Below are 23,554 nucleotides of genomic sequence, written 5' to 3' on the forward strand. Positions count from 1 at the left end.
GGAGCAATTTATGAATCAGCTTGCATTATCCGATGAAATTTTATTGTCTATTGATAAGCCGGCGCGCTATATTGGCAATGAAGTAAATATGATAAAGAAAAATCCGGATGAAGTGTCGATACGTTTTGCTATGTGCTTTCCTGATGTATATGAAATAGGAATGTCACATCTTGGTATTCAGATTCTATATGATATGTTTAATAAACGTGAGGATGTTTATTGTGAACGTGTTTATTCTCCATGGCCGGATCTTCATAAAATCATGAAAGAACAGGACATTTCTCTTTTTACCTTAGAGACGCAGTCCCCAGTAAAAAACATGGATTTTCTAGGGATTACCATACAATATGAGATGTGCTATACCAATATTTTACAGATATTAGATTTAAGTCATATTCCAATGATGGCAACAGAACGAACCGAAGAAGACCCATTGGTAATTGGCGGTGGTCCTTGTACCTATAATCCAGAGCCATTGGCAGACTTTTTTGACTTATTTTATATAGGGGAAGGAGAAACGCAGTATGACAATCTCTTTGACCTTTATAATACCATGAAAAAGCAGGGAAAGAGCCGACAGGAATTTCTACATGAAGCAGCAAAAATTCCGGGGATTTATGTACCATCCCTTTATGAAGTGACCTACCATGATGATGGAACGATTGCTTCTTTCCAACCAAAACTGGAAGACATTCCAACTACCATCCGAAAGGAAATTCAGATGGATGTTACCAATACCACATATCCTCACAAGCCTTTAGTTCCGTTTATTAAAGCAACGCAGGATCGTGTGGTATTGGAAATTCAGCGTGGATGTATCCGTGGTTGCCGTTTTTGCCAGGCAGGAATGATTTACCGACCGGTGCGTGAACGTGACGTGAATATGTTAAAGGAATGTGCTCATGATATGTTAGAAAGCACCGGACATGAAGAAATTTCCTTAAGTTCTTTAAGTTCCAGTGATTATAGTCAGTTACCGGAACTCATTAATTATTTGATTGAAAAGAAGGAAAAAGGTGTGAATATCTCCTTGCCTTCTTTACGAATCGACGCTTTTTCTCTGGATGTTATGAGTAAGGTACAGGATATTCGAAAGAGTAGTCTGACCTTTGCACCGGAAGCAGGTTCACAGCGTCTTCGTAATGTTATCAATAAAGGATTGACAGAGGAAGTTATTTTGCATGGTGCTGGACTTGCCTTTGAAGGAGGATGGCAGAAGGTAAAGCTTTACTTTATGCTTGGACTTCCTACAGAAACGGAAGAAGATATGAAAGAAATTCCACGTTTGGCAGAAAAGATTGCGGAACGTTATTACGAAATTCCAAAGGAGCAGAGAAATGGAAAGTGCCAGATTACCATCAGTACCTCTTTCTTTGTTCCAAAGCCTTTTACTCCGTTCCAGTGGGCTCCTATGTGTGAAAAAGATGAATACCTTCACCGGGCAAAGATTGTAAATGATGAAATGAAGGAACAACTTAACAAGAAGAGCTTAAAGTATAACTGGCATGAAGCCGATGTTACGGTTCTGGAAGGTGTATTTGCCAGAGGGGACCGAAAAATTGGACAGGTTCTGTTAAAGGCCTATGAAAAAGGATGTATCTTTGACTCATGGAGTGAGTTTTTTGATAATGAAAAGTGGATGGAGGCTTTTGACGAATGTGGTATTTCCATTGACTTTTACAATCTGCGTACCAGAAGTACCGATGAGATTCTCCCATGGGATTTCATTGACTGTGGTGTTACAAAGTCCTTCTTAAAACGAGAATGGGAACGTGCACAGCAAGAAGTTGTAACGCCAAACTGCCGTATGCAGTGTAATGGTTGTGGAGCAGCAAGATTTGAAGGAGGTGTCTGTCTTGAACATCAGAATTAAATTCCAAAAATATGGTGTCATGAAGTTCATCGGACACTTAGACATTATGCGCTATTTTCAGAAGGCGATGCGACGTGCAAATATAGATATTGCTTATTCCGAAGGTTTCAGTCCACACCAAATTATGTCTTTTGCCGCACCTTTGGGGGTAGGCATTACTAGCGATGGAGAATATCTGGATATTGAAGTAAAAACTACCCGTTCCAGTAAAGCATCCATTGAGGCATTAAATCAGGTTATGGTAGAAGGAGTTTCTATACTAGAATATAAAAAACTTCCAGATATGGCAAAAACTTCTATGTCCTTAGTAGCCGCTGCAGATTATATTGTTTATATAAAAGAAAATTATTCAAATCCCTTCAACTTGAAGGAACTGGAAGAAAAAATACATGCTTTTTACAACCAATCAGAAATCTTAATTACCAAAAAGACAAAAAAGAGCGAGACAGTCATGGACTTAAAGCCCCTCATCTATGACATGAAGGCAGTGGAACATGAAGGTAATGCAGCATTTTTCTTAAAGGTATGTACCGGAAGCAGTACCAACATCAAACCTGAATTGGTATTAGAAGCTTTTTATCGTTTTTCTAATCTTGATTATGAACCACTGGCATTTCAGATTCACCGTTTAGAAGTTTATGCATCTTCTAGTGAAATTCCGGTCAAAGGTGAAAAAGAGCGGGCAGAATACGAAGAAAAACTGAAGATTATGAAGTCCGAATATAAAAAGAATGGATTGGAATTCCCTGCATTTTTCACGCTTGGGGAATTGGGGGAAGATATTTTATAATTATGGAAACAAAACTACTGATTACCAAACTGATTCGAAATCATACTACTTATATTGCAACGGCTCTTTATTCGGGAAAAAAGTTATTGGAACTTTATTTAGAGCCGACAGAGCAGGAAAGTATCTTAAATAATATTTATGTGGGCAGAGTAAAAGATATCGTCAAGAACTTAAATGCTGCCTTTATTGAAATTGCACCCGGAAAGCCCTGTTACTATTCCCTGGAGGACTGTCATAATCCTTTGTATGTGAAGAAAATAAACAGTCCCAGAATGGTACAGGGAGATGAAGTAGTGGTACAGGTGGTAAAGGAGAATATAAAGACAAAGCCTCCCAAGGTATCTACGAACCTCACATTTACAGGGACATATCTGGTACTGACCACAGAAAATACCTCCTTGGGAATTTCAAGAAAACTTCCGGATGAGGAGCGAGAACGATTAAAACAGTTGTTGGAACCATATCGAAATGATAAGTTTGGAATCGTGGTACGTACCAACGCTGCTCAAGTAGAAGACACGAAGATTTTTCAGGAATATGAGACTTTAAAACAGGAATATGAACAGCTTATGCAAAATGCTGTTCATCGTACTTGTTTTTCCTGCTTGAAGAAGAGTCCGCCGGAATTCTTATCTTTGTTAAAAGATGTTCATCAAGCAGAATTGAATGAAATAATTACGGATGATCCAGAGCTTTTTGACCAGATAAATGCAGCCGGCTTTCATGCAACTTTTTATGAGGATAAACTGTTAAGCCTTCACAATCTTTATAGTCTTGAAACACGCCTTCAGGAGGCATTAAATGAACGGGTATGGTTAAAATCCGGTGGTTATCTTGTGATTCAGCCTACAGAAGCATTGACTGTCATTGATGTAAATTCAGGAAAAAGTATTGCCAAAAAGAAAGTACAGGAACATTATCTTAAGATTAATCTGGAGGCAGCAGAAGAAATTGCACATCAACTTCGCTTACGCAATATCTCCGGTATTATTATTGTAGACTTCATTGATATGAAAGAACAGTCTGCCAAAGATGAATTAATGTTACACTTAAAGCAACTGGTAAAAAAAGACAGTGTTCCGGTTCAAGTAGTTGATATGACACGTTTGAATCTGGTAGAACTGACCCGTAAAAAGGTACGAAAATCTCTGGCGGAACAGATAGAAGGAGAAAACTAATGGGAAATGTATCAAATTGCGAAACTTGTGCAAACTATGTATATGATGAAGATTATGAGTATTATGTCTGTATGGTAAATTTGGATGAGGATGAAATGGTGCAGTTCATGACAAATTCTCGCTGGGAATGTCCTTATTATCAATGTGACGACGAGTATAAGATTGTTCGCCACCAGATGTAAGGAAATTAAGGAATTTTTTCCAAAAACACTTGACGGACAGTTCTTGCTATGCTAGTATATATGAGTATGCCGCACAGTGAGGTTCTACAAGTCTATATTTTTATAATATAGCACCGTAACTGGCGAGTAATGATAATAGGAGGTGCCATATGTACGCAATTATAGCAACAGGTGGTAAGCAGTACAAAGTATCCGAAGGCGATATCATTACCATTGAAAAGCTTGGTGTTGAAGCTGGTGAAAAAGTTACTTTTGATAACGTATTAGCAGTAAGCGACGGTTCTTTAAAAGTTGGAGCTGACGCAGCAAACGCAACTGTTGATGCTTCTGTAGTTGAAAACGGCAGAGGTAAGAAAGTTATCGTTTACAAGTACAAGAGAAAAACCGGTTATCACAAGAAGAACGGTCACAGACAGTCCTTCACCAAAGTGAAAATCGAAAAGATTAATGGCTAATCGATAGGAATTGTTATGATTCATGTAACGATTTACAAAAACCATAAAAATGAATACACTGCATTTAATTGTATTGGACACGCAGAGTATGGAGAATCAGGCGAAGATATTGTCTGCGCAGCAGTTTCTGTACTAGTTATCAATACTATTAATTCCATTGAACACTTTGTTTGCGATGAATTTGATATTGTAACAGAGGAAGAAAGTGGTTTGATTGATTTTTCGTTAAAGGAAAATTATTCAAAAGAAGCGGTGTTATTGATTCGTTCTATGGTTTTAGGCTTACAAGGAATACAAAATAACTACGGAAATGAATATATTACGCTTATATTCAAGGAGGTGTAAGACATGTTGAATATGAACCTTCAATTTTTCGCTCATAAAAAGGGAGTTGGTTCTACTAAGAACGGTAGAGATTCCGAGTCCAAGAGATTAGGTGCGAAAAGAGCTGATGGACAGTTCGTAAAAGCTGGAAACATTTTATACAGACAGCGTGGAACCAAGATTCACCCAGGTGTGAACGTTGGAATCGGTGGCGATGATACATTGTTCGCTAAAGTTGACGGTGTTCTGAGATTTGAAAGAAAAGGAAGAGATAAGAAACAGGCTTCCGTATATCCAGTAGCAAGCAACGAATAAGAAAGACTGATAGACTCGACTGCAACAGCCGGGTCTATTCTTTTAATAAAACTGAGATATTCTCTCGTTTGAAATTGAGGTGGAAAACAATGTTTGCAGATAGTGCAAAAATTATTATAAAATCAGGAAATGGCGGAAATGGTCATATATCTTTTCGCCGTGAAAAATATGTTCCCAATGGCGGACCCGACGGCGGTGACGGCGGAAAAGGCGGAGACTTAATCTTTCAGGTGGACGAAGGATTAAATACTTTAACAGACTTTCGCCATAAACGCAAATATGCCGCACAAAATGGTGAAGAGGGCGGAAAGCGCAACTGCCACGGAAAAAACGGTGAAGATATGATTGTAAAGGTTCCTGCCGGAACAATCATAAGAGAAGCAGAAACGGATAAGGTCATTGCAGACATGTCCGGAGACAACACAAGACAAATTATCTTAAAAGGCGGAAAAGGCGGTCTGGGAAATCAACATTACGCTACCTCTACTATGCAGGCTCCCAAATATGCCCAGCCGGGTCAGCCTGGAATTGAGTTGGAAGTTCGCCTGGAATTAAAGGTAATTGCAGATGTAGGATTGGTAGGATTCCCTAATGTAGGAAAATCTACGTTGTTATCCCGTGTTACAAATGCTCGTCCTAAGATAGCAAATTATCATTTCACTACACTAAATCCGAACTTAGGTGTAGTAGACTTAGAAGGCACTGGCGGTTTTGTCATTGCTGATATTCCGGGATTGATTGAAGGTGCTTCGGAAGGAATTGGACTTGGTCATTCCTTCTTAAAACATATTGAACGTACCAAAGTTATGATTCATATGGTAGATGCAGCATCTGTAGAAGGACGAGACCCTATTGCAGATATTTATGCCATAAATAAAGAATTAGAAGCATATAATCCGGAATTAATGAAAAAACCTCAAGTTATTGCAGCAAATAAAATAGATGCCATTTATAATGAAGATGAAAGTGCGTTGCCGGCATTAAAAGCAGAATTTGAGCCAAAAGGAATACAAGTCTATCCAATTTCTGCCGTTAGTGGTCAGGGATTGAAAGAACTTTTGTATCATGTAAATGAACTTTTATCCGGATTAGATGATGCCCCAGTCGTATATGAACAGGAATACTTCCCGGAAGCATCCTTATTTAAAGATGAGGCTTATACAGTAGAATACAACGAAGAAGATGACGTATATGTAGTAGAAGGACCTAAGATTGAGAAAATGCTTGGTTACACCAATATTGACTCTGAAAAGGGATTTTTGTTCTTCCAGAAGTTTTTGCGTGAACAGGGTATTTTGGAGGATTTGGAAAAGGCTGGAATTACAGAAGGCGATACGGTTCGTATGTATGGTTTAGAATTTGATTATTACAAATAAGGACTTATGTCCGGAAAGGATTTTTATATGGAAATGACAAGCAAACAACGTGCTTATTTAAAATGTCTTGCCAGCAGCCTGACTCCTATTTTTCAGGTAGGAAAGGCAAGTATTTCACCGGAAATGGCAGCCGGAATTGATGAAGCACTGGAAAAACGGGAATTAATCAAAATTTCTGTGTTAAAGAACTGCTTCGATGAGCCAAAAGAAATTGCTCAGACCCTTGCAGAACGTACCAATTCTCAGGTCGTTCAAGTCATTGGTAAAAAAATTGTATTATACCGTCCAGCCAAAAAGGATGCTAAAATTCAATTACCACGCTAAAGGAAGTGACGCTTATGGATAACGCAACAGATCATGACATAATACAAAAAATCGGGATTATGGGGGGAACCTTTAATCCCATTCATAATGGACATCTGTTGATGGCGGAATATGCCAGAGAGGAATTTGATTTAAACCAAGTCTTGTTTCTTCCTACCGGACATTCCCCCCATAAGTTGGAACAACAGATTACAGAAGCTTCCATGCGTTGTGACATGATAGAATTGGCAATTCAGGATAATCCCTTTTTTAAACTTGATTTAACAGAAGTGAAAGAAGAACGTATCAGTTATACTTATCTTACACTTCCGTTATTGAAAAAGAAACATCCAAATGCAGAACTGTATTTTATTTTGGGCGCAGATTCCCTTTTTGATTTGGAAGATTGGAAGAAACCAGAAGAAATTTTATCTACCTGCAATATTCTTGCGGCTTATCGTGAGGATAAAAGAGAAAAAGACTTCCAGAAACAAATTGACTATCTGAATAAAAAATACCATGCCCACATTTATCCGTTGCATATGCCAAGTTTCGATGTCTCATCAAGCAATATCCGAAATCGCATTAGAGAGCATCGAAGCATACATTATCTGGTTCCAAAAGAAGTTGAACATTATATTAGAAAAACTGGATTGTATCAATAGAAAAGAAGTGATATTGTGAAACGTAAAGAAATAGAAAAGCAATTAAAAAAAGAATTGGACAAGGATCGTTTTACACATACTATGGGCGTCATGTATACCGCAGCAGCTCTTGCCATGGCGCACGGAGCAGATATGGAACAAGCACTATATGCCGGTTTATTACATGATTGTGCAAAATGTATTCCAAATGACGAAAAAATTGTCCTATGTAAGAAATATCAAATACCCATTTCCGAAGCAGAAGAGAAGAGTCCATTTCTTCTACATGCCAAGCTGGGTGCTTATTACGCCGAACATAAATATGCTATTCAGGACAACGAAATTTTGCATGCCATAAAGGTGCATACCACCGGCGAACCTGGAATGAATACACTAGATAAGCTCATTTACATTGCGGACTATATAGAACCCAACCGAGACCAGGCACCTAATCTGACGCTAATTCGGAAACTGGCTTTTGAAAATTTGGACGAGGCAATGAAACAGATTTTAAGCGACACCTTACATTATTTACAAGAAAAAGGAGGAGAAATTGATCCCCTTACCGCTCAAACTTATGAATATTTTCATAACAACTAATTTTTTATAACTAAGACATTTCGAAAGGAGATTACAATCAATGAGTCAATCAAATGAAATGGTAAAAATTGCATGCCATGCATTAAGTGAAAAGAAAGCAGAAGATGTGCGTATTATTGATATTAGTGAAATTTCACCGATTGCAGATTATTTTGTTATTGCCAGTGGCGCTAATGCAAATCAGCTTCAGGCGATGGTAGATGCTGTAGACGAAGAATTGACCAAAGCCGGATATACAGCAAAGCAGGTAGAAGGGAACCGCAATTCCAGTTGGATTTTAATGGACTATAATGATATTGTAGTTCATGTATTTTCGAAAGAAGACCGTCTTTTCTATGATTTGGAACGTATCTGGACAGATGGAAAAAAAGTAGAACTGGAAGATATATTAGCTGAATAGAAGCAAACAAAATATTTTTAACTAAAAAAGCGTCATTCCTATAATAGCGGAATGACGCTTTTAGATTCCAATTAGAAAAGACGAAATACTCCAAATACCTTACCAAGAATACTACATTCTTGCACAATAATTGGTTCCATATTATCATTTTCCGGTTGCAGACGGTAATAACCATCTTCCTTATAAAATGTCTTTACAGTTGCAGAATCATCCACAAGAGCTACTACCATATCTCCATTCTGTGCGGTATTCTGACACTGTACCAGAATACTGTCACCGTCAAAGATACCTGCATTTATCATACTTTCTCCCTTAACCTTTAGCATAAATGTCTCTACATTTGGCATCATATCTGCCGGAATAGGAAAGTAAGATTCAATATTTTCCACTGCCAATAAAGGTTCACCGGCAGCTACCCGTCCCACCAGGGGAACATTCACAACTTCACGACGCACCAGATTGAAATTATCATCAATAATCTCAATGGCTCTTGGCTTAGTCGGGTCACGACGTATGTAACCATTCTTCTCCAATGTCTCTAAATGAGAATGAACAGAAGAAGTAGACTTTAAATGAACTGCTTCACATATATCTCTTACTGCAGGCGGATATCCCTTATTCAAAATCTCGCTTTTAATATATTCCAAAATCTCCCGTTGTTTATCACTAATCTTACCGTATGACATATTCATACCTCCTAATACAATTCTGTTGTTCGAAATCTGCGTATAAAATTACAAACATTCATTTTATTTATCATAACATACCTACTTTCAAAATGCAAACACATATTCCGAAAATTTGTTCGGATTTTATATTGACAAACAAGTGTTCGTATGCTATTATTCAAACATAAACAAATGTTCGTAACAGATGTTCGAATAGTCATATGGAAATAATCATTGATCAAGGGAGGAAGTATTATGAATTACAGAAAACAGGCAATTTCTTTTAGAAGAGAAGCAGAAGTACACCAAAATATTCTTTTAGCTCTAATTACTACTATTGTTGTTTTGTTATGTGTATTAATTGGAAGTAGCATTGCTGCCTCTGGACAAAGTAAGGCTGCACAAAATACCTCTTATAAATATTATACCAGCGTTGAAATCGAAAAAGGAGATACCATCTGGAATATTGCAGAAGAATATATGACACCCGAATATGGAAGTATACAAGAATATGTAGAGGAGATTAAATCCGTAAATAATCTTGGCGATGATGATATCCATTCTGGACAGTATCTTATGATTCCGTATTTTTCCAGTGAACGTAAATAATTATGCCTTTTATTCATTTTTTAATATAACTCTAGCCTACTGATTTCTCTGGATTTTAGTAGGCTTTTTGCTTGTCTTTTTTGGGATTTCATTCTATAATAGTAAAGATGTATTTACAAGAGGAGAAAGAGATATGATTAAATTTTTATATGTTATTTTTATGAATCTATTCCGGGCTCCCTATATGATTCCTAAAATGCGTTATCAGGCAAATCATCCGGAAAAATATTCAGAGCAGAAACGTTATGCATTAGTTCGTCATGCTATTACACTTATGAAACGAACTGGTCATATACATACAAAAGCTTATGGTGAAGAAAATCTTCCAAAAGAAGGCGGCTATATCATGTATCCCAATCATCAGGGAAAATACGATGCACTTGGTATCATGATTACTCATAATACTCCTTGTTCTTTTGTAATGGATAAGGTAAAATCCCATATGATTTTGACAAGTGAAATCGTAGATTTAGTACAAGGAAAACGTTTGGATCGTAAAGATGTCCGCCAGGCACTTCCGGTTTTGAATGAAGTAGCAGAAGAAGTAAAAAATGGACGGCGATATATTATTTTTCCAGAAGGAGATTATGTCTATAACAATCGCAACCGTATTTCCACATTTAAAGCGGGTAGTTTCAAATGCGCACTAAAAGCAAAAGCTCCTATTGTACCAGTAGCACTTATTGATTCATACAAGGTATTCAACAGTTTTACCCTAGGAAAAGTAACTACGCAAGTGCACTATTTGAAACCCTTACTATATGAAGAATATAAGAATTTAAAGACTATAGAAATTGCAAAAATCGTACAAGAGCGTATTGCAAAAGTAATAGAAGAGTATAGCCCCATTACATGCTAAAGAATCATTGACCAGTTTTTAGGGGCCAATCCTCCATATTTCCATTTACAATAGCCGTGAACATTCTTTCTTTACAGCCTGGATGTTCACGGTTTAGTTTTTTTAGTATGTCTTTTATGTATTCTCGCTTAGTATATCCATCTGCAGGACATGGACTCTTGGCTACAGGAAGATTATATTTGTGGCTAAAGCCAATTACATCTGCTTCCCACACATACATCATGGGACGAATGACCGTTAACTCCGTACGATCTAAATATGTTTTAGGGGAAAAGGTATGAAAACGACCTTCAAAAATCAAAGACATCATCATAGTCTCAATAATATCATCCTTATGGTGAGCATATGCAATTTTGTTAAAACCACATTCCTTTACTGCTTGATTCAAGGCACCTTTTCTCATTTTGGCACAGAGTGAACAAGGATTACTTTCTTTTCGTTCTTCAAAAACAATTTTTGCAACTTCAGTATGCACCACTTTATATGGGATTTCTAACTCCTGACACAGCCTAGCAATTGCCTTTGTATCAAAGTTTTGAAATCCTAGGTCCACTGTAATTGCCATAAGTTCAAATTTTTTCGGATAAAAACGTTGCAGTCCCTTCAAAGCATAAAGCATAGTGAGGGAATCTTTTCCACCGGAAACACCAACTACAATTTTATCTCCATCCTCAATCATTTGATAATCATCAATAGCACGTCTTGTATAACTCATTAATTGTTGTAATTTCATAAATTTCTCTCCTTTGGTTTACATAAATACTTTATGTAAATATGTTTCTTAAAAGAGTCATTTTCTAAAGTATTTATTATAGTATAAGTTTGTGATATAATCAATCATTATGACAGAAAAGGAGATTTAATCATGAAATTTGTTGTACAACGAGTCACCGAAGCTTCTGTAGCAGTAAACCAGGAAGTAATTGGTTCAATTCATCATGGATTTTTGGTATTAATTGGAATATGTGAAGGTGATACAAAGGAAATTGCAGATAAATTAGTAAAAAAACTCATTGGTTTGCGGATTTTCGAAGATGAAAACGGTAAAACCAACCTTGCTTTAAAGGATGTAAACGGTGAATTATTGCTAGTTTCCCAATTTACCCTGTATGCAGATTGTAAAAAGGGAAATCGTCCATCCTTTATTAAAGCCGGTAATCCGGAGCTTGCCAATCAGTTATATGAATATATCATTGAACTATGTAAAACAGAGATTCCTGTAGTAGAAACAGGAGAATTTGGTGCAGACATGAAAGTTTCCTTATTAAATGACGGGCCATTTACTATAATTCTGGATTCAGTAGAAATCTGTTAAATACAAGAAGATAGACTTGTCTGAATAAAATTCACTCCATCAGTTCGTAAAATCAACATTTCGCGAACTGATGGTTGGCTATGAAATAACATAATCACTCTCAACTTTTACTGTCCGCTCATGAAAAATCATGTATTGATATTTTCATTCAGTTCCTTCTTGAATCTCATTTCTTCCTTTTCTTCATACACTGCAAATTCGTCCGACAAGAATCGTTTCATACTAATTAAAGTACTTTCTATCATCTCTTTCTTCTTCTTTGTCCGTCCAATTTGAGGAAGACATAGAAAATAATTCAAATAGCAAGTAATTTCATAAGGTTCGATTGAGAGTTTTACTCTAATCTTCATGGTAGAATAATTGGTAATTAGATGGAGCGAAATATCTTGAAGTATTATCATTTCAGTATATAACCTATATATGAAAGAACTGATTTCTTCGGCTCGCCTGGAAGTAATCAATGCAATTTGCTCATACCCCATAAAGACAACCCAAGGAATGATGATATAATTGATACTGGTCCATTCGTTTCCTTTCAGCGATATATATAAGCCTCCGACTCCTGTTAACATTGTCATTGCATTGATAAAGTATAATCGCAAAAACCTTACTTCACTTATATATGAATATTTATCTTGAAAGTTGCCTGTTACAAAAAAAATCACAACTATTACATTTCTTAAAAACCATATTGCCAAATAAATTACTGAAATGAAAATTATACATTTGATAAATCCATATGACATTACAAAAGGTAAAACCTCAAGATATATCAAAAAACCAATCATATACGTTGACCATATCCAATAGAAGTGCAACAATATTTTTAGTCGCGTTTTCTATCCTAAATAAGTGGAATAAAAATAATTAAAAAACAGACTATAGAGACCATCAATAGCCCGTGTTTAAAATTTCTATAATTATCGGTAACTGATTTCTTTACATATAAGCACATGGCTAACAATAAAAATAAAATGGCGAAAAAAAGACGTCAATATAAATAGCTTCTATCATTGCTTCTACCTTTAAATCATTGTAAAACAATGCATATGTAAAATATAATACTCCTAACGCAAATGCTAACATTAAAAACGGGCTTGCTTTCATGTAAATCTTGTCATTCGTTCCATACATGTTTTTTGCGCTACTACTAATTTCGACTAGGAATTGCTTGATTTTTCTCATTTTACTGTCACCTCTTGCTACTGTTTGTCTTCTATAATATATTATGGTTCACTAATTTCATCGCTTTTTATCCTTCTATCCATACCATGGATGGGTGTCATCATATCCTTCAAGTATAATGAAAATGACACTTCTGGACATTTTATGCTATTTATGTTACTATTTTTCCGTTGTCACCAAACCCACTCCGGCAACGGAAAGGGGGTGTGTGTATGGATATACTGATTTCGTTTTTGGTTGCTGTCATGGGTGGTGTAGCCTGCCACTACATCATCAAATGGTTAGATGGCGATGACAATGACAACTAGCCTAAAGAAAACCCCGGAACTGCCATTCCGGGGTTTTCGCTTTGTGCCTGTATGGACACTGATTTCGTTTGCCTATGCACATTATAACATATGCATCTGCCAAATTCAAGTATTCTACTTTATAGGGGAATTTATTCTTTTTTCCGCTAAACTTAATTTTCCTTTTTTCTCTTGACGTCCTCAATATTATACCAAAACTTGTATTACAATACAAACAGAATAAAAAAACATATCCAAATATCTTTTCCTGTGATAAAATCTAATTATATCGCAATAACGGAACTAACAAAAGGAGTCTTTTTCATGGAATATACAGAAAAAATCAATCTGGAAAACAAAAGAAAATTACAGGAATTGCTAAAGGAATTACCTAAATTCTGCAGCGACTTTTTTCGATATCTGGACACACGCAATACTTCCTCCAGAACTAGACTGTCTTACGGCTATGACATCCGAATTTTCTTTGAATTTATTCAGGAAAATAATCCGGTATATAAAAAAATGTCTATGCACGATATTCCTATCAGCGTGTTAGATGAAATGACCCCGGTAGATATTGAAGAATATCTTTCCTATCTTTCTTATTATGAGAAAAAAGACGGACAGGCAGTAACGAATGGAGAAAAAGGAAAATCACGGAAACTCTCTGCTATCCGTACTATGTACAATTACTATTTTAAAAAGGAATTCATTAAAACAAATGCTCCATCTATGATAGAAACACCAAAAAAGCACAAAGAAAATATTATTCGTTTGGACAAGGATGAAGTATCCGAATTGATTACAACCGTCCAAAATGGTGAAAATTTAACCGCAAGACAGCTTGCTGCCCATCAAAAGACAAAATATCGTGATATTGCTATCCTCACTCTTCTACTTGGCACCGGAATTCGTGTATCCGAATGTGTGGGACTGGATGTTGCTGATGTAAGTTTTAAAAATAATTGTATGCGGGTTGTTCGTAAAGGTGGAAATGAATCTACGATTTACTTTGGTGACGAGGTGTCTGACGCTCTTTTAGATTATCTGGAACTAGAACGAGAAGGTCTGGCTCAGAAAGCTCTTCCGGAGCATGAAAACGCTCTGTTTTTATCGTTAAAATACAGCCGTCTGACCACGCGTGCCGTAGAAAAGCTGGTAAAAAAATATACAGGAGCCGCTAATATTAACAAAAAAATTACTCCTCATAAGTTGAGGAGCACTTATGGTACCAATCTCTATAAAGAAACCGGTGATATTTATTTGGTAGCAGATGCCCTGGGCCACAAAAGTGTAGAAACCACCCGCCAGCACTACGCCGCCATTGATGACGACAGACGCAGGCTGGCAGGTAAGTTTTCAGGAAGCATCTTTCATGAGGATGAATAACCCTACATGAAAATGTTTAAAATCAATATTTCTACCAATCCTACTGCCCATGCTATGGTTGTAGTAACAGACCATACTCTGATTTGTTCCTTCGTTTCTGTAATACCACTTAGACGATTTACTACCCAGTAAAAACTGTCATTAAAGTAAGAGAAGAACAATGATCCAATACATGCTGCAAATGCGCCCAATAACATGTTTCCGCCGGCTGCAGATACGATTGGTGCTGTAATTCCTGCTGCTGTAATCATTGCAACTGTACCTGATCCCTGAACAAATCGTACCAAAGTTGCGATAATAAACGGAAGTAGAATAACCGGTATACTGGTTGCTGCAATTCCTTCTGCAATATAGTTTCCAACGCCTGCTGTCTTAATTACCTGTCCTAATGCTCCACCGCCGCCGGTTACCAGAATAATAATACCTGCACTCTTAATACTATCTTCTAATTGTTTTATAACTTCAGCACGTTTCATATTTCCGGTCAAAACATAAATTGCAAGAATCAATCCAAGTCCAACTGCCACAATTGGTTTTCCAAGGAAAATCAAAATTTGAAATAATCCATCCGTTTTTCCTAATGCACTTAGTATGGTATTTGATAAAATCAAAAGAATAGGTAATAACAATGGTGCAAAAGATGCAAAGGTAGATGGCAGTTTTTTATCTGTGTCATTCAATGAATCGTAAACCGGCTCCTGATATGGAGGGCGTTCCCAACTTTGTCCATCTTCACTTGGCAACTGATAAATTCGCTTGCCAAGCCATTTGCCATATAGCATAGTTGCAATTGCCATCGGAAGTGCAACCACGATACCTAATAACAGAAATTGTCCTACATCTACACCAAAGGTTCCTGCTACACCAAGCGGTCCCGGTGTTGGCGGAATCAAGCTGTGAGTGATTACCAATCCGGCTGCCAAAGCGATACCAAGACTTACCATTGACTTCTTAGTTTTCTTAGAAATTGCTTTTGCTAATGGCGAAAGAATTACAAATCCTGAATCACAGAAAATCGGTATGGATACTAAGAATCCCGTCAGTGACATAGCTGCTTCTTCTTTTCCTTTTCCAAATAGTTTTAAAAAGGTACGAGCCATCCGCTCTGCTGCTCCTGATATCTCGAAAACTTGTCCGAGCATAACACCAAAGCCAATGATGATACCTATGCTTCCAAGCGTACCGCCAAATCCATCTGTAATCGCAGTAACTACATCATTTGCCGGCATTCCGCCAATTAACCCAATAATACAAGAAGCAATAATCAAAGCAATAAATACATGAATTTTTGTTTTTAAAATAAGTAAAATCAATACAATTAGGCCTATAAACAACCCTATTAACATTTGTGTTCCAGAAATACCTTCCATACGCTTTCCCTCCAATACTCTTCTTTTTGTCCGGTGTTATTACTATGACATAAAATTCGGTGCATATTTTACAGCCAGACGAATCGCTTCTACCATACTAACAGCACTTGCAATATTTTTCCCCGCAATATCCATTGCTGTACCGTGGTCTACAGAAGTTCGTAGAATCGGCATACCTCCTGTAACGGAGATTGTCCGTTCAAAATCCAATGTCTTGGTTGCAATATGTCCCTGGTCATGATACAGAGATAATACACTGTTGAATCGTCCCTGTAACGCCAGATGGAATACAGAATCGGCACCGATAGGGCCAACGACCGGATAGCCCTCTGCCTGCAGTTCCTCTACTGCCGGAATTACATGTTTCACCTCCTCATCTCCAAAAAGTCCATGCTCCCCACTGTGTGGATTCAATCCTGCAATTGCCATGTTCCCCTCTGTTACCCCCAATTTTTTCAATGCTTCCAGACAACGTTTTACATAGTCTTTTATACGGTCCTTTGTTACCATATCACAAGCCTGTCGTAATGACACATGACGACTTAAGAAAAAAACACGCATATCTCTTACTTCAAACATTGTCAGTGGGTCAGGTGTATTGGTCAATGCCCCAAATATTTCCGTGTGACCAATAAAATTAATACCTCCTGCCTTTAACGCTTCTTTGTTGATTGGTGTGGTTGCTACTGCAGCAACTTCCTTATTGTTGGCAAGCTGTATGCTCTTTTCTATATATTCATACGCGGCTTTTCCGCACATACCATCAATTTTTCCAATCTGAAACTTTTTCATATCAATATTGTCAAGGTCAATGAGATTCAAAATTCCTTTCCGATAATCTCCTTCCTTTGGATCTTTAATTATCTTGATTTCAAGGCTGGCTCCTGTAATCTTAATAGCATTTTCCATTATCTTCCTATCTCCGATAATGACGCATGCAGCTCCTTCCTCCACAATAGGATCTACCAGTGCCTTCGCCACGATTTCCGGTCCAATTCCTCCCGGATCTCCAATGGGTACAGCTATTATTGGTTTGTTCATAATCATCCCTCCTGTTCTTACATAAACAACTTCTCCTTTAAATAATTGATACATTCACGCATAGCACTTGGTTCTCCTACCATTCCCCCTTTGGTAACAACCCTGATACCAGCATAGTCTCCACCAAGAATCTCACCATAGGCAGCCAAAGGAAGTACCTCTCCCAAAAGCTGAATTCCTGATGCCTGAAAATTCTGGCAAATTGCAACGGTAACATCACCACCACTGGAATAGATTCCTTTAAATCCCTGAGAAGAATCCAGTAATCTTCTAGCGATTTCCGCCAATGAATGATTAATTATCTTGCAGAGCTCATCGCTATTTTTTCCGGTTTCTCTTGTATACTTTTCAAAATCAATTCGATTTTCCGGATAAATGCCATCACCTACCACACTACAAACTTCATAATCAGCACAATTATTCAAAATATCAGTTACAATTCTTTCAATCTCCTGTTTTCTACTTTCTTCTCCCATTAGAAATTGTTCAGTTTTTGCAAATACATTGTGAATACTCTGAGAAAGTAGAAATTCTTCCACCTGCGTAGTCGTTACCGGATTAACACTTCCTACTACTGCAAGAATTTTAGAAGCAGATGTTCTGGTTTTCGGTACAATACTTTTTCTTACAACAGTCATAGTAAATGGTCCGGGATCTACCATGATACAGGATACTTTACTCTCAATGACCGCATCAGCAATTAAATCTAAATCTTCTTGAGAAATACAATCAAAAATAATTGTTCTAATTCCGTCCTGCTCCAATTTTAAAATGGATGCCACAATATGCTCTTTTCCTTTTCTTAGGTCCTCCATATCCAAAGATGCTACCGGATACTTAGACTGTGCACGATAAATATCTTCTACTTTTGAAGTAGTAACAGGCGTCTTCGGATCAATTGCTGCAGATGTCTTATGTAACGGAACTCCATTTACCAGCATATAACCTCCACATACTACTCTTCCTGAATCCGGAAAACATGGAGCTACAATAGCAATTCTTTTTTCACTAAAACTGTCTAAAAATGCATCTGTTTCGCTTCCAAGATTTCCGCGCAACGTACTGTCGATTCGCTTGGAATAAATCTTAATTCCTTCCTGCTGTAACAACTTTGACACATTGTATACACGGTTATATGCTATTTCCGGAGACACTCCCCGGCTATCAGTCGGATACAAAATACAGTCACAATCTTCCTGATTATTTAATTCCAACCGCTCTGTGTTCATTACCGTGTATGCAGTATAATTGATTTTTTGAAGCAGGGCACCTGTAGCATTTGCTCCAGTCAAATCATCTGCAATAATCAAACAATCTGCCATTTTCCCACCTCCTATGCAATTAAGGTCATGCATTGATTATATGTATCTTTTTCTTTTCTATCAGTTCCAATTCTTCCTTCTCAAACTGATAGGTTGTAATCACTCCGGTATAATCCCCCATATTGTTAATTCTACGCATTGCTTTTCGATTAAATTTACTAGAATCTACCAGCAAGTAACTATAACAACTATTCGCGATGGCAAGGCGTTTATAGGCTACTTTCTCCTCTGTTGGAGTCAATACATCGAACTCTTCATCAATAGACGCTGCTCCAATAAATGCTGCATCTATCTTCAATTCGCGTAAAGTGTTTTCTGTCAGCATCCCCATCATACATGATGTATCTTTCTGAATCCATCCACCACAGATAATCAGTTCACAATTTAGTTTGTTTACATAATGCCCGATTTCCAAATCGTTTGTAACAATCGTAAGATTATCCAGTTTCTTCAGTTCTTTTGCCAGATAAAGATTTGTAGTTCCTGCATCCAAAAAAATGCAATCACCATCATTAATATAAGACAATGCCTTTTTGGCAATTCGCTTTTTCTCATCTCCTTGCACACTGATTTTCTTAGTGTAGGGTACTTCTTTCTTAGCAATTGCACCTCCGTGGCAACGCTCAATCCATCCTTCTTCACTTAGGTGTTGTAAATCACGTCGTATTGTCATTAAACTGACATCCAATTCTTTTGCCAGTTTTTCAACCTCGACCCCACCTTCTTCTTTTATCTTTGTAACAATATAATTCTGCCGTTCCGTTGCCAACATATGAATTCCTCGTTTTCTTTTTACACTATATGTTCTTTTTGCGATTCATTTTGTTCTTATTTGTTCTTATTATATTTTTATTTTCTATTTTTGTCAATATTTTCTCTAAATTTGTTCCTTCTATCTTTATTTTTTCTGAATTTTATCAAAAACGAACATTATTGGAACAAATATAAAAAACTGCCAACTATGTGGCAGTTTTCAAATAGTCCAAAAGACTAAATATTTAAATGTTTTTCCAATGCAACAGCGATTCCATCCTCGTTATTGGATAAAGTAATTTCATTTGCTACTGCTTTTAATTCTTCACAAGCATTTTCCATAGCAATACCCAGACCAGCATATTCAATCATTGTAATATCGTTTTGAGCATCCCCGAATGATATAATTTCCTCTCTTTTAATCCCCATACTTTTACATACATAGTCCAAAGAGGTGGCTTTATTAATACCTTTCATATTACATTCCAGGTAAAAAGGCGCAGACATTACAAAGGAAAACTCTTCTGCAAATGGCGTTGTTATCTCTTCCATCTTTGAAAGCAATACTTCATTTGGAGCAGCCGTCAAAATCTTCACAGGCGAAACGCTTAAAAATTCAGAAAGCGGAATTTTCGTTTCTGTCACCTCTAATCCAATGATACGGCTTTCATATTCTACTTTATAACCATTTTTATCTATCGTATATAAGCAATCTTTTCCATAAGTCATTGGTGTTACGGGAAACTGTTCCAAATGTCTTAAAACCGCTTTTGCCCGCTCTACCGGAATACTTTTTTCATAAAGAACTGTGCCATCTTCGGCATCCAACACCTTACCACCATTATACGCAAGTAATATTCCATGATGTGTATCCATTTCCAGTTCACGGCTTAACTGTTTCAATCCCGCAACCGGACGCCCGGAAGCAAGCACTAGAATAATACCTCTTTCCTGTGCCTTTTTCAGGGCGTCCAACGTCTTAGGAGTTATTTTCTTTTCATCATTCGTCAACGTTCCGTCAATATCCAGAACAATCATTTTATAACTCATATCGTTTTATCCTTTATTTCTCTTTCTTATATCCATATATTTCAAAATCATCTCTACGCAGCCATCAATTCCAAGCTCACTGCTATCCAAAGACAGATTATAGCTTCTGGAATCTCCCCATTTTTTACTAGAGTAGTAATTATAATAGCTTGCACGCTTCTTATCCGTCTTTTGTATCATGTCTTTTGCCTTTTCCTTTGACAATTTGAAGGTGTCCATTACATGATTGATTCTAAAATCCATATCCGCATGGACAAATACACTTAGGCAATTCGGATGCTCCGCAAGTGCATAATCTGCACAGCGCCCTACAATAATACAGGATTCTTTTTCTGCAAGATTTTTAATGGTATCAAACTGCGCTAAAAATACTTTGTGGTTCAATGGCATGTCTAGAAAGGGAGCTGATGTATATCCGCTGACGGAATATGTATCCATAACCAAAGAATATAAAAAGCTGTTCGTAGGCTTTTCATCATGGTTTTCAAAAATTTCTTCACAAAGTCCGCTTTCCTTCGCTGCCATCGCAAGCAGTTCCTTGTCATAATATTTCACATTTAATTTTTCGGAAAGAGCACGAGCTATGTCCATACCGCCGCTGCCAAACTCTCTACCAATTGTAATTACAAAGTTGTCCATAGAAATACCACCTTTCTGCTTTACTTGTCTTTATTATAATATATTTTCAAAAAAATGTATATACATTTACAAGTTTCCTCTTAGCAGTTTTTGAAAATAATCCGGTAGTGATGCTTCTACTTCCACATATTCTCCGGTCGTCGGATGAACAAATCCAATTACTATGGCATGAAGCGTCTGCCCCTGTAAATGATAAGGATTCTTTCCACTGCCATACAACGTGTCTCCCATCAAGGGATGCCCAATGCTCGCCATATGAACGCGAATCTGATGAGTCCTTCCTGTTTCTAATTCAAACTCCATATAAGTGTGGTTACTAAAACGCTCCAACACACGATAATGAGTTACCGCGGGCTTTCCGTTCTTTTCATTGATTGCCATTTTCTTGCGCTCAATTGGATGTCTTCCTATGGCACCTTCGATTCTTCCTGTATCTTCCTTTACTACTCCATTTACAATTCCACGATAACGTCTGGTGACGGAATGCTCTTTGATCTGCTCCGCAATTTTTACATGTGCATTATCATTCTTGCACACAATCAAAGCTCCGGTGGTATCCATATCAATTCTGTGTACAATTCCCGGACGTATGGCACCGTTAATCCCGGAAAGGCTCTCACGACAATGATACATAATGGCATTTACCAAAGTTCCGGTATAATGCCCGGCAGAGGGATGTACCACCATTCCTTTTGGTTTATTCACTACTAATACATCGTCATCTTCATATAAAATATCCAGCGGAATATCTTCTGGCAAAATCTCAATTTCCTGTGCTTTAGGAATCGTAACATTTATAGTATCTTCTGCACTTACTCTGTAATTTGCCTTTTGAACTTTTCCATTCACGAACACAAGATTTTCTTTTATTAGCTTCTGAAGAAACGAGCGGGATTGATTTTCATAAATCAACGCCAGATACTTATCTAAACGCTCACCTTCCTGCTCCATGGTTACTTCAAATTCCTGCGAAATCCCATCATTCTGCTTCATTTCCTGCATGCTTCTTCTTTCTGGAAGGCAATAATACCTCCACATCCTCTTCTTTATAATAAAAAATAAATAATATCAGCAATGCTGCTACACTGCAACTCACATAAATATCCGCTACATTAAAAATCGGAAAATTAATCAATTCAAAGTAAAAGAAATCAATAACGTAATCCAAACGTATACGGTCAATGAGGTTTCCAAAGGCACCTGCCATCAAAAACATAATAATAACTCTAATCCAGACATATCTTTTATCCATAGGACAATGCCAATAAACATAAGACATAACTGCGACCAGAAGTATGGTAATTACAACAAATACAATCTTTCCACCCTGAAACATACCGAAGGCAGCTCCCTGATTTTCCAGATATTGCAAACAGAATACATCTTTCATAATCGAAATGGAATTACCATCTTTTAAATGTATGGCTGCCAGATATTTTGTAAATTGGTCTAAAAATATCAACAAAATAGTTACTATAATCCCTAATAAACAGCTCATTTTCTTATTTTTTGTCATATGATTTACACTCCCATAACATAGGAAATTCCCACAAGAAGTTCTTCATCTGTTAATTCTTTTGTAATAACAGCATTTCCTATTTCTTTTAATACAATGAATTTCACTTTCCCGGATTCCATCTTCTTATCTAACTTGGTTGCCGCCAAAATCTCCTCTGGGCCATGGGAAAATTCCGGTATACGAATCGGAAGATTATAACTTTGTATCGTTTCTTCTATCATAGCAAGCTGTTCTTTGGTAATATGTCCAAGCTTCCATGAAATGTAAGCAGCTCCTGCCATTCCAACGGCAACACATTCTCCATGATACATGGAAAAACCTGAAAGTTTTTCGATAGCATGTCCTAAAGTATGTCCAAAATTTAAGAGTGCACGTTCTCCTTGCTCTTTTGGATCATTTTCTACTACATTACGTTTGATTTCACAGCTTCCAAAAACAATTTCTTCCATGGACTCCATATCCAGAGCCTTTATTTTTTCGCTATTTTCCTGCAAATAAGAAAAATAAGAGGTATCTTTAATCAATCCATGTTTGATGATTTCTCCCATTCCGGAGGAAATCTGGCGTTTCGGTAATGTTTTTAATACAGAAAGATTCATATAGACCAATTTAGGCATATAAAATGCTCCTACCATATTTTTGTACTGCATGAAGTCTACTCCTGTCTTTCCTCCGATACTACTGTCTACCTGTGCCAATAATGAAGTAGGAACCTGTACAAAATCAATACCACGAAGATAAGTAGCAGCTGTAAATCCGGTCAAATCACCTACTACTCCTCCTCCAAGAGCAACTAACAAATCCTTACGGTCAAAGGAATTTAAAATCAGATGTTCATATACCTTTCCTACCGTATCTGTATTTTTACTAGCTTCACCAGCCTCAAAAGTATAAGAAATGCACTTTGAAAATATTGGTTCCAATAAGCGTTGAATCTCTTCTAAATACAATTTTCCAACATTTGAATCGGTTACGATACATACTTTGCGATTTTCATATCCCAGTTCCTTCAGCTTTTCCGGCAAAGTCTGAAAATTCTGCTGAATTTCAATATCATAACATGGTTTTTGTTCATAATTTACGGTTACTTTTCTTCCCATTACGTCTC

At 37.1% G+C, this 23,554-nt stretch carries 29 protein-coding genes; 16 read left to right on the plus strand and 13 right to left on the minus strand.

The window, feature by feature from the left end; genetic code table 11:
• Nucleotides 1-10 precede the first annotated feature (10 nt).
• The 12 genes from BIV20_RS07500 to rsfS all read left to right on the plus strand — a co-directional run bounded on the left by BIV20_RS07500 (nt 11) and on the right by rsfS (nt 8,440).
• Nucleotides 11-1,873 (plus strand): TIGR03960 family B12-binding radical SAM protein, encoded by a 1,863-nt coding sequence (locus BIV20_RS07500; RefSeq protein ID WP_075719633.1) that lies wholly within the window; start codon nt 11-13, stop codon nt 1,871-1,873.
• Complete coding sequence (locus tag BIV20_RS07505) at nt 1,857-2,663, plus strand: TIGR03936 family radical SAM-associated protein (RefSeq protein ID WP_075719635.1); 807 nt, start codon at nt 1,857-1,859, stop codon at nt 2,661-2,663. Before BIV20_RS07500 ends, BIV20_RS07505 begins: the two co-directional genes overlap by 17 nt.
• A gap of 2 nt (nt 2,664-2,665) precedes the next feature.
• Nucleotides 2,666-3,841 (plus strand): ribonuclease E/G, encoded by a 1,176-nt coding sequence (locus tag BIV20_RS07510; RefSeq protein ID WP_075719637.1) that lies wholly within the window; start codon nt 2,666-2,668, stop codon nt 3,839-3,841.
• Nucleotides 3,841-4,023 carry a DUF6472 family protein gene (locus tag BIV20_RS07515; RefSeq protein WP_075719639.1) on the plus strand — a complete coding sequence of 61 codons (183 nt, stop codon included), beginning with the start codon at nt 3,841-3,843 and terminating at the stop codon, nt 4,021-4,023. Before BIV20_RS07510 ends, BIV20_RS07515 begins: the two co-directional genes overlap by 1 nt.
• A gap of 149 nt (nt 4,024-4,172) precedes the next feature.
• On the plus strand, nt 4,173-4,478 hold the full coding sequence (rplU, locus tag BIV20_RS07520; protein ID WP_075719641.1) for a 50S ribosomal protein L21: 306 nt from the start codon (nt 4,173-4,175) through the stop codon (nt 4,476-4,478).
• Nucleotides 4,479-4,493: 15 nt separating this feature from the next.
• Nucleotides 4,494-4,823 carry a ribosomal-processing cysteine protease Prp gene (locus BIV20_RS07525; protein ID WP_075719643.1) on the plus strand — a complete coding sequence of 110 codons (330 nt, stop codon included), beginning with the start codon at nt 4,494-4,496 and terminating at the stop codon, nt 4,821-4,823.
• A 3-nt stretch (nt 4,824-4,826) separates the two neighbouring features.
• Entirely contained in the window at nt 4,827-5,117 is a 291-nt protein-coding gene (rpmA, locus tag BIV20_RS07530; RefSeq protein WP_075719645.1) for a 50S ribosomal protein L27, read from the plus strand.
• Between the two features lie 89 nt (nt 5,118-5,206).
• On the plus strand, nt 5,207-6,493 hold the full coding sequence (obgE, locus tag BIV20_RS07535) for a GTPase ObgE (RefSeq protein ID WP_075719647.1): 1,287 nt from the start codon (nt 5,207-5,209) through the stop codon (nt 6,491-6,493).
• A gap of 33 nt (nt 6,494-6,526) precedes the next feature.
• On the plus strand, nt 6,527-6,817 hold the full coding sequence (gene yhbY / locus BIV20_RS07540; protein WP_075720064.1) for a ribosome assembly RNA-binding protein YhbY: 291 nt from the start codon (nt 6,527-6,529) through the stop codon (nt 6,815-6,817).
• A 14-nt stretch (nt 6,818-6,831) separates the two neighbouring features.
• Entirely contained in the window at nt 6,832-7,461 is a 630-nt protein-coding gene (gene nadD, locus BIV20_RS07545; protein WP_075719649.1) for a nicotinate-nucleotide adenylyltransferase, read from the plus strand.
• A 15-nt stretch (nt 7,462-7,476) separates the two neighbouring features.
• Nucleotides 7,477-8,040 carry a bis(5'-nucleosyl)-tetraphosphatase (symmetrical) YqeK gene (yqeK, locus tag BIV20_RS07550; RefSeq protein ID WP_075719651.1) on the plus strand — a complete coding sequence of 188 codons (564 nt, stop codon included), beginning with the start codon at nt 7,477-7,479 and terminating at the stop codon, nt 8,038-8,040.
• Between the two features lie 40 nt (nt 8,041-8,080).
• Nucleotides 8,081-8,440 carry a ribosome silencing factor gene (rsfS, locus tag BIV20_RS07555; RefSeq protein WP_075719653.1) on the plus strand — a complete coding sequence of 120 codons (360 nt, stop codon included), beginning with the start codon at nt 8,081-8,083 and terminating at the stop codon, nt 8,438-8,440.
• A 71-nt stretch (nt 8,441-8,511) separates the two neighbouring features.
• Here the strand turns inward: rsfS and lexA are convergent, their stop codons facing one another.
• The gene (gene lexA, locus BIV20_RS07560) at nt 8,512-9,126 is read right to left on the minus strand and encodes a transcriptional repressor LexA (RefSeq protein WP_075719655.1); all 615 of its coding nucleotides are present in this window, start codon (nt 9,124-9,126) and stop codon (nt 8,512-8,514) included.
• A 237-nt stretch (nt 9,127-9,363) separates the two neighbouring features.
• Here lexA and yneA point away from each other — a divergent pair, with 237 nt between their 5' ends.
• Both yneA and BIV20_RS07570 read left to right on the plus strand, forming a co-directional pair.
• Nucleotides 9,364-9,717, plus strand: coding sequence for a cell division suppressor protein YneA (gene yneA / locus BIV20_RS07565; RefSeq protein ID WP_075719657.1), 354 nt, complete (start codon nt 9,364-9,366; stop codon nt 9,715-9,717).
• Nucleotides 9,718-9,850: 133 nt separating this feature from the next.
• Nucleotides 9,851-10,576, plus strand: coding sequence for a lysophospholipid acyltransferase family protein (locus tag BIV20_RS07570; protein ID WP_075719659.1), 726 nt, complete (start codon nt 9,851-9,853; stop codon nt 10,574-10,576).
• A gap of 4 nt (nt 10,577-10,580) precedes the next feature.
• On the opposite strand, the gene BIV20_RS07575 is transcribed toward BIV20_RS07570, so the two are convergent.
• Nucleotides 10,581-11,309 carry a tRNA lysidine(34) synthetase gene (locus BIV20_RS07575; protein WP_075719661.1) on the minus strand — a complete coding sequence of 243 codons (729 nt, stop codon included), beginning with the start codon at nt 11,307-11,309 and terminating at the stop codon, nt 10,581-10,583.
• A gap of 132 nt (nt 11,310-11,441) precedes the next feature.
• Between BIV20_RS07575 and dtd the strand changes: the two genes are divergently transcribed.
• Nucleotides 11,442-11,891 carry a D-aminoacyl-tRNA deacylase gene (gene dtd, locus BIV20_RS07580; protein ID WP_075719663.1) on the plus strand — a complete coding sequence of 150 codons (450 nt, stop codon included), beginning with the start codon at nt 11,442-11,444 and terminating at the stop codon, nt 11,889-11,891.
• 128 nt (nt 11,892-12,019) lie between these two features.
• Here the strand turns inward: dtd and BIV20_RS07585 are convergent, their stop codons facing one another.
• On the minus strand, nt 12,020-12,292 hold the full coding sequence (locus BIV20_RS07585; protein ID WP_143524517.1) for a hypothetical protein: 273 nt from the start codon (nt 12,290-12,292) through the stop codon (nt 12,020-12,022).
• A gap of 556 nt (nt 12,293-12,848) precedes the next feature.
• Nucleotides 12,849-13,076, minus strand: coding sequence for a hypothetical protein (locus tag BIV20_RS07590; RefSeq protein ID WP_075719667.1), 228 nt, complete (start codon nt 13,074-13,076; stop codon nt 12,849-12,851).
• A gap of 611 nt (nt 13,077-13,687) precedes the next feature.
• Here BIV20_RS07590 and BIV20_RS07595 point away from each other — a divergent pair.
• Nucleotides 13,688-14,752 carry a tyrosine-type recombinase/integrase gene (locus tag BIV20_RS07595; protein ID WP_075719669.1) on the plus strand — a complete coding sequence of 355 codons (1,065 nt, stop codon included), beginning with the start codon at nt 13,688-13,690 and terminating at the stop codon, nt 14,750-14,752.
• 2 nt (nt 14,753-14,754) lie between these two features.
• Here the strand turns inward: BIV20_RS07595 and BIV20_RS07600 are convergent, their stop codons facing one another.
• From BIV20_RS07600 to aroB, 9 genes are all read right to left on the minus strand, one after another.
• Complete coding sequence (locus tag BIV20_RS07600) at nt 14,755-16,122, minus strand: GntP family permease (protein ID WP_075719671.1); 1,368 nt, start codon at nt 16,120-16,122, stop codon at nt 14,755-14,757.
• Between the two features lie 42 nt (nt 16,123-16,164).
• Nucleotides 16,165-17,163, minus strand: a complete 999-nt coding sequence (gene pdxA / locus BIV20_RS07605) for a 4-hydroxythreonine-4-phosphate dehydrogenase PdxA (RefSeq protein ID WP_075720066.1) — start codon at nt 17,161-17,163, stop codon at nt 16,165-16,167.
• A gap of 17 nt (nt 17,164-17,180) precedes the next feature.
• Nucleotides 17,181-18,485 carry a four-carbon acid sugar kinase family protein gene (locus BIV20_RS07610; RefSeq protein WP_075719673.1) on the minus strand — a complete coding sequence of 435 codons (1,305 nt, stop codon included), beginning with the start codon at nt 18,483-18,485 and terminating at the stop codon, nt 17,181-17,183.
• A 25-nt stretch (nt 18,486-18,510) separates the two neighbouring features.
• Nucleotides 18,511-19,257: a DeoR/GlpR family DNA-binding transcription regulator gene (locus BIV20_RS07615; RefSeq protein WP_075719675.1), complete on the minus strand. Its 747-nt coding sequence runs from the start codon at nt 19,255-19,257 to the stop codon at nt 18,511-18,513.
• A gap of 218 nt (nt 19,258-19,475) precedes the next feature.
• Nucleotides 19,476-20,288 carry a Cof-type HAD-IIB family hydrolase gene (locus BIV20_RS07620; protein ID WP_075719677.1) on the minus strand — a complete coding sequence of 271 codons (813 nt, stop codon included), beginning with the start codon at nt 20,286-20,288 and terminating at the stop codon, nt 19,476-19,478.
• Nucleotides 20,289-20,294: 6 nt separating this feature from the next.
• A complete protein-coding gene (locus BIV20_RS07625; protein ID WP_075719679.1) occupies nt 20,295-20,927 on the minus strand; it encodes a cytidylate kinase-like family protein in 633 nt (210 codons plus the stop codon).
• Nucleotides 20,928-20,993: 66 nt separating this feature from the next.
• Nucleotides 20,994-21,920, minus strand: coding sequence for an RluA family pseudouridine synthase (locus tag BIV20_RS07630; RefSeq protein ID WP_075720068.1), 927 nt, complete (start codon nt 21,918-21,920; stop codon nt 20,994-20,996).
• Complete coding sequence (gene lspA / locus BIV20_RS07635; RefSeq protein ID WP_075719681.1) at nt 21,907-22,443, minus strand: signal peptidase II; 537 nt, start codon at nt 22,441-22,443, stop codon at nt 21,907-21,909. The genes BIV20_RS07630 and lspA overlap by 14 nt, the downstream gene beginning before the upstream one ends.
• 5 nt (nt 22,444-22,448) lie before the next feature.
• Nucleotides 22,449-23,546, minus strand: coding sequence for a 3-dehydroquinate synthase (aroB, locus tag BIV20_RS07640; RefSeq protein WP_075719683.1), 1,098 nt, complete (start codon nt 23,544-23,546; stop codon nt 22,449-22,451).
• Between the last annotated feature and the right edge of the window lie 8 nt (nt 23,547-23,554).

This window comes from Roseburia sp. 499, from assembly GCF_001940225.2.
GTDB lineage: Bacteria > Bacillota > Clostridia > Lachnospirales > Lachnospiraceae > Petralouisia.

Bases quoted from the DNA above. Each gene is read 5' to 3' on its own strand.
- rpmA (WP_075719645.1), top strand. From the start codon at position 4,827: ATGTTGAATATGAACCTTCAATTTTTCGCTCATAAAAAGGGAGTTGGT.
- pdxA (WP_075720066.1), bottom strand. From the start codon at position 17,163: ATGAACAAACCAATAATAGCTGTACCCATTGGAGATCCGGGAGGAATT.
- nadD (WP_075719649.1), top strand. From the start codon at position 6,832: ATGGATAACGCAACAGATCATGACATAATACAAAAAATCGGGATTATG.
- rsfS (WP_075719653.1), top strand. From the start codon at position 8,081: ATGAGTCAATCAAATGAAATGGTAAAAATTGCATGCCATGCATTAAGT.
- BIV20_RS07515 (WP_075719639.1), top strand. From the start codon at position 3,841: ATGGGAAATGTATCAAATTGCGAAACTTGTGCAAACTATGTATATGAT.
- BIV20_RS07615 (WP_075719675.1), bottom strand. From the start codon at position 19,257: ATGTTGGCAACGGAACGGCAGAATTATATTGTTACAAAGATAAAAGAA.
- BIV20_RS07625 (WP_075719679.1), bottom strand. From the start codon at position 20,927: ATGGACAACTTTGTAATTACAATTGGTAGAGAGTTTGGCAGCGGCGGT.
- BIV20_RS07500 (WP_075719633.1), top strand. From the start codon at position 11: ATGAATCAGCTTGCATTATCCGATGAAATTTTATTGTCTATTGATAAG.
- aroB (WP_075719683.1), bottom strand. From the start codon at position 23,546: ATGGGAAGAAAAGTAACCGTAAATTATGAACAAAAACCATGTTATGAT.
- BIV20_RS07525 (WP_075719643.1), top strand. From the start codon at position 4,494: ATGATTCATGTAACGATTTACAAAAACCATAAAAATGAATACACTGCA.
- lspA (WP_075719681.1), bottom strand. From the start codon at position 22,443: ATGACAAAAAATAAGAAAATGAGCTGTTTATTAGGGATTATAGTAACT.
- BIV20_RS07620 (WP_075719677.1), bottom strand. From the start codon at position 20,288: ATGAGTTATAAAATGATTGTTCTGGATATTGACGGAACGTTGACGAAT.
- yneA (WP_075719657.1), top strand. From the start codon at position 9,364: ATGAATTACAGAAAACAGGCAATTTCTTTTAGAAGAGAAGCAGAAGTA.
- BIV20_RS07575 (WP_075719661.1), bottom strand. From the start codon at position 11,309: ATGAAATTACAACAATTAATGAGTTATACAAGACGTGCTATTGATGAT.
- BIV20_RS07585 (WP_143524517.1), bottom strand. From the start codon at position 12,292: ATGATAATACTTCAAGATATTTCGCTCCATCTAATTACCAATTATTCT.
- BIV20_RS07510 (WP_075719637.1), top strand. From the start codon at position 2,666: ATGGAAACAAAACTACTGATTACCAAACTGATTCGAAATCATACTACT.
- lexA (WP_075719655.1), bottom strand. From the start codon at position 9,126: ATGTCATACGGTAAGATTAGTGATAAACAACGGGAGATTTTGGAATAT.
- BIV20_RS07590 (WP_075719667.1), bottom strand. From the start codon at position 13,076: ATGAGAAAAATCAAGCAATTCCTAGTCGAAATTAGTAGTAGCGCAAAA.
- obgE (WP_075719647.1), top strand. From the start codon at position 5,207: ATGTTTGCAGATAGTGCAAAAATTATTATAAAATCAGGAAATGGCGGA.
- BIV20_RS07570 (WP_075719659.1), top strand. From the start codon at position 9,851: ATGATTAAATTTTTATATGTTATTTTTATGAATCTATTCCGGGCTCCC.
- dtd (WP_075719663.1), top strand. From the start codon at position 11,442: ATGAAATTTGTTGTACAACGAGTCACCGAAGCTTCTGTAGCAGTAAAC.
- BIV20_RS07595 (WP_075719669.1), top strand. From the start codon at position 13,688: ATGGAATATACAGAAAAAATCAATCTGGAAAACAAAAGAAAATTACAG.
- BIV20_RS07600 (WP_075719671.1), bottom strand. From the start codon at position 16,122: ATGGAAGGTATTTCTGGAACACAAATGTTAATAGGGTTGTTTATAGGC.
- yhbY (WP_075720064.1), top strand. From the start codon at position 6,527: ATGACAAGCAAACAACGTGCTTATTTAAAATGTCTTGCCAGCAGCCTG.
- BIV20_RS07630 (WP_075720068.1), bottom strand. From the start codon at position 21,920: ATGAAGCAGAATGATGGGATTTCGCAGGAATTTGAAGTAACCATGGAG.
- BIV20_RS07610 (WP_075719673.1), bottom strand. From the start codon at position 18,485: ATGGCAGATTGTTTGATTATTGCAGATGATTTGACTGGAGCAAATGCT.
- rplU (WP_075719641.1), top strand. From the start codon at position 4,173: ATGTACGCAATTATAGCAACAGGTGGTAAGCAGTACAAAGTATCCGAA.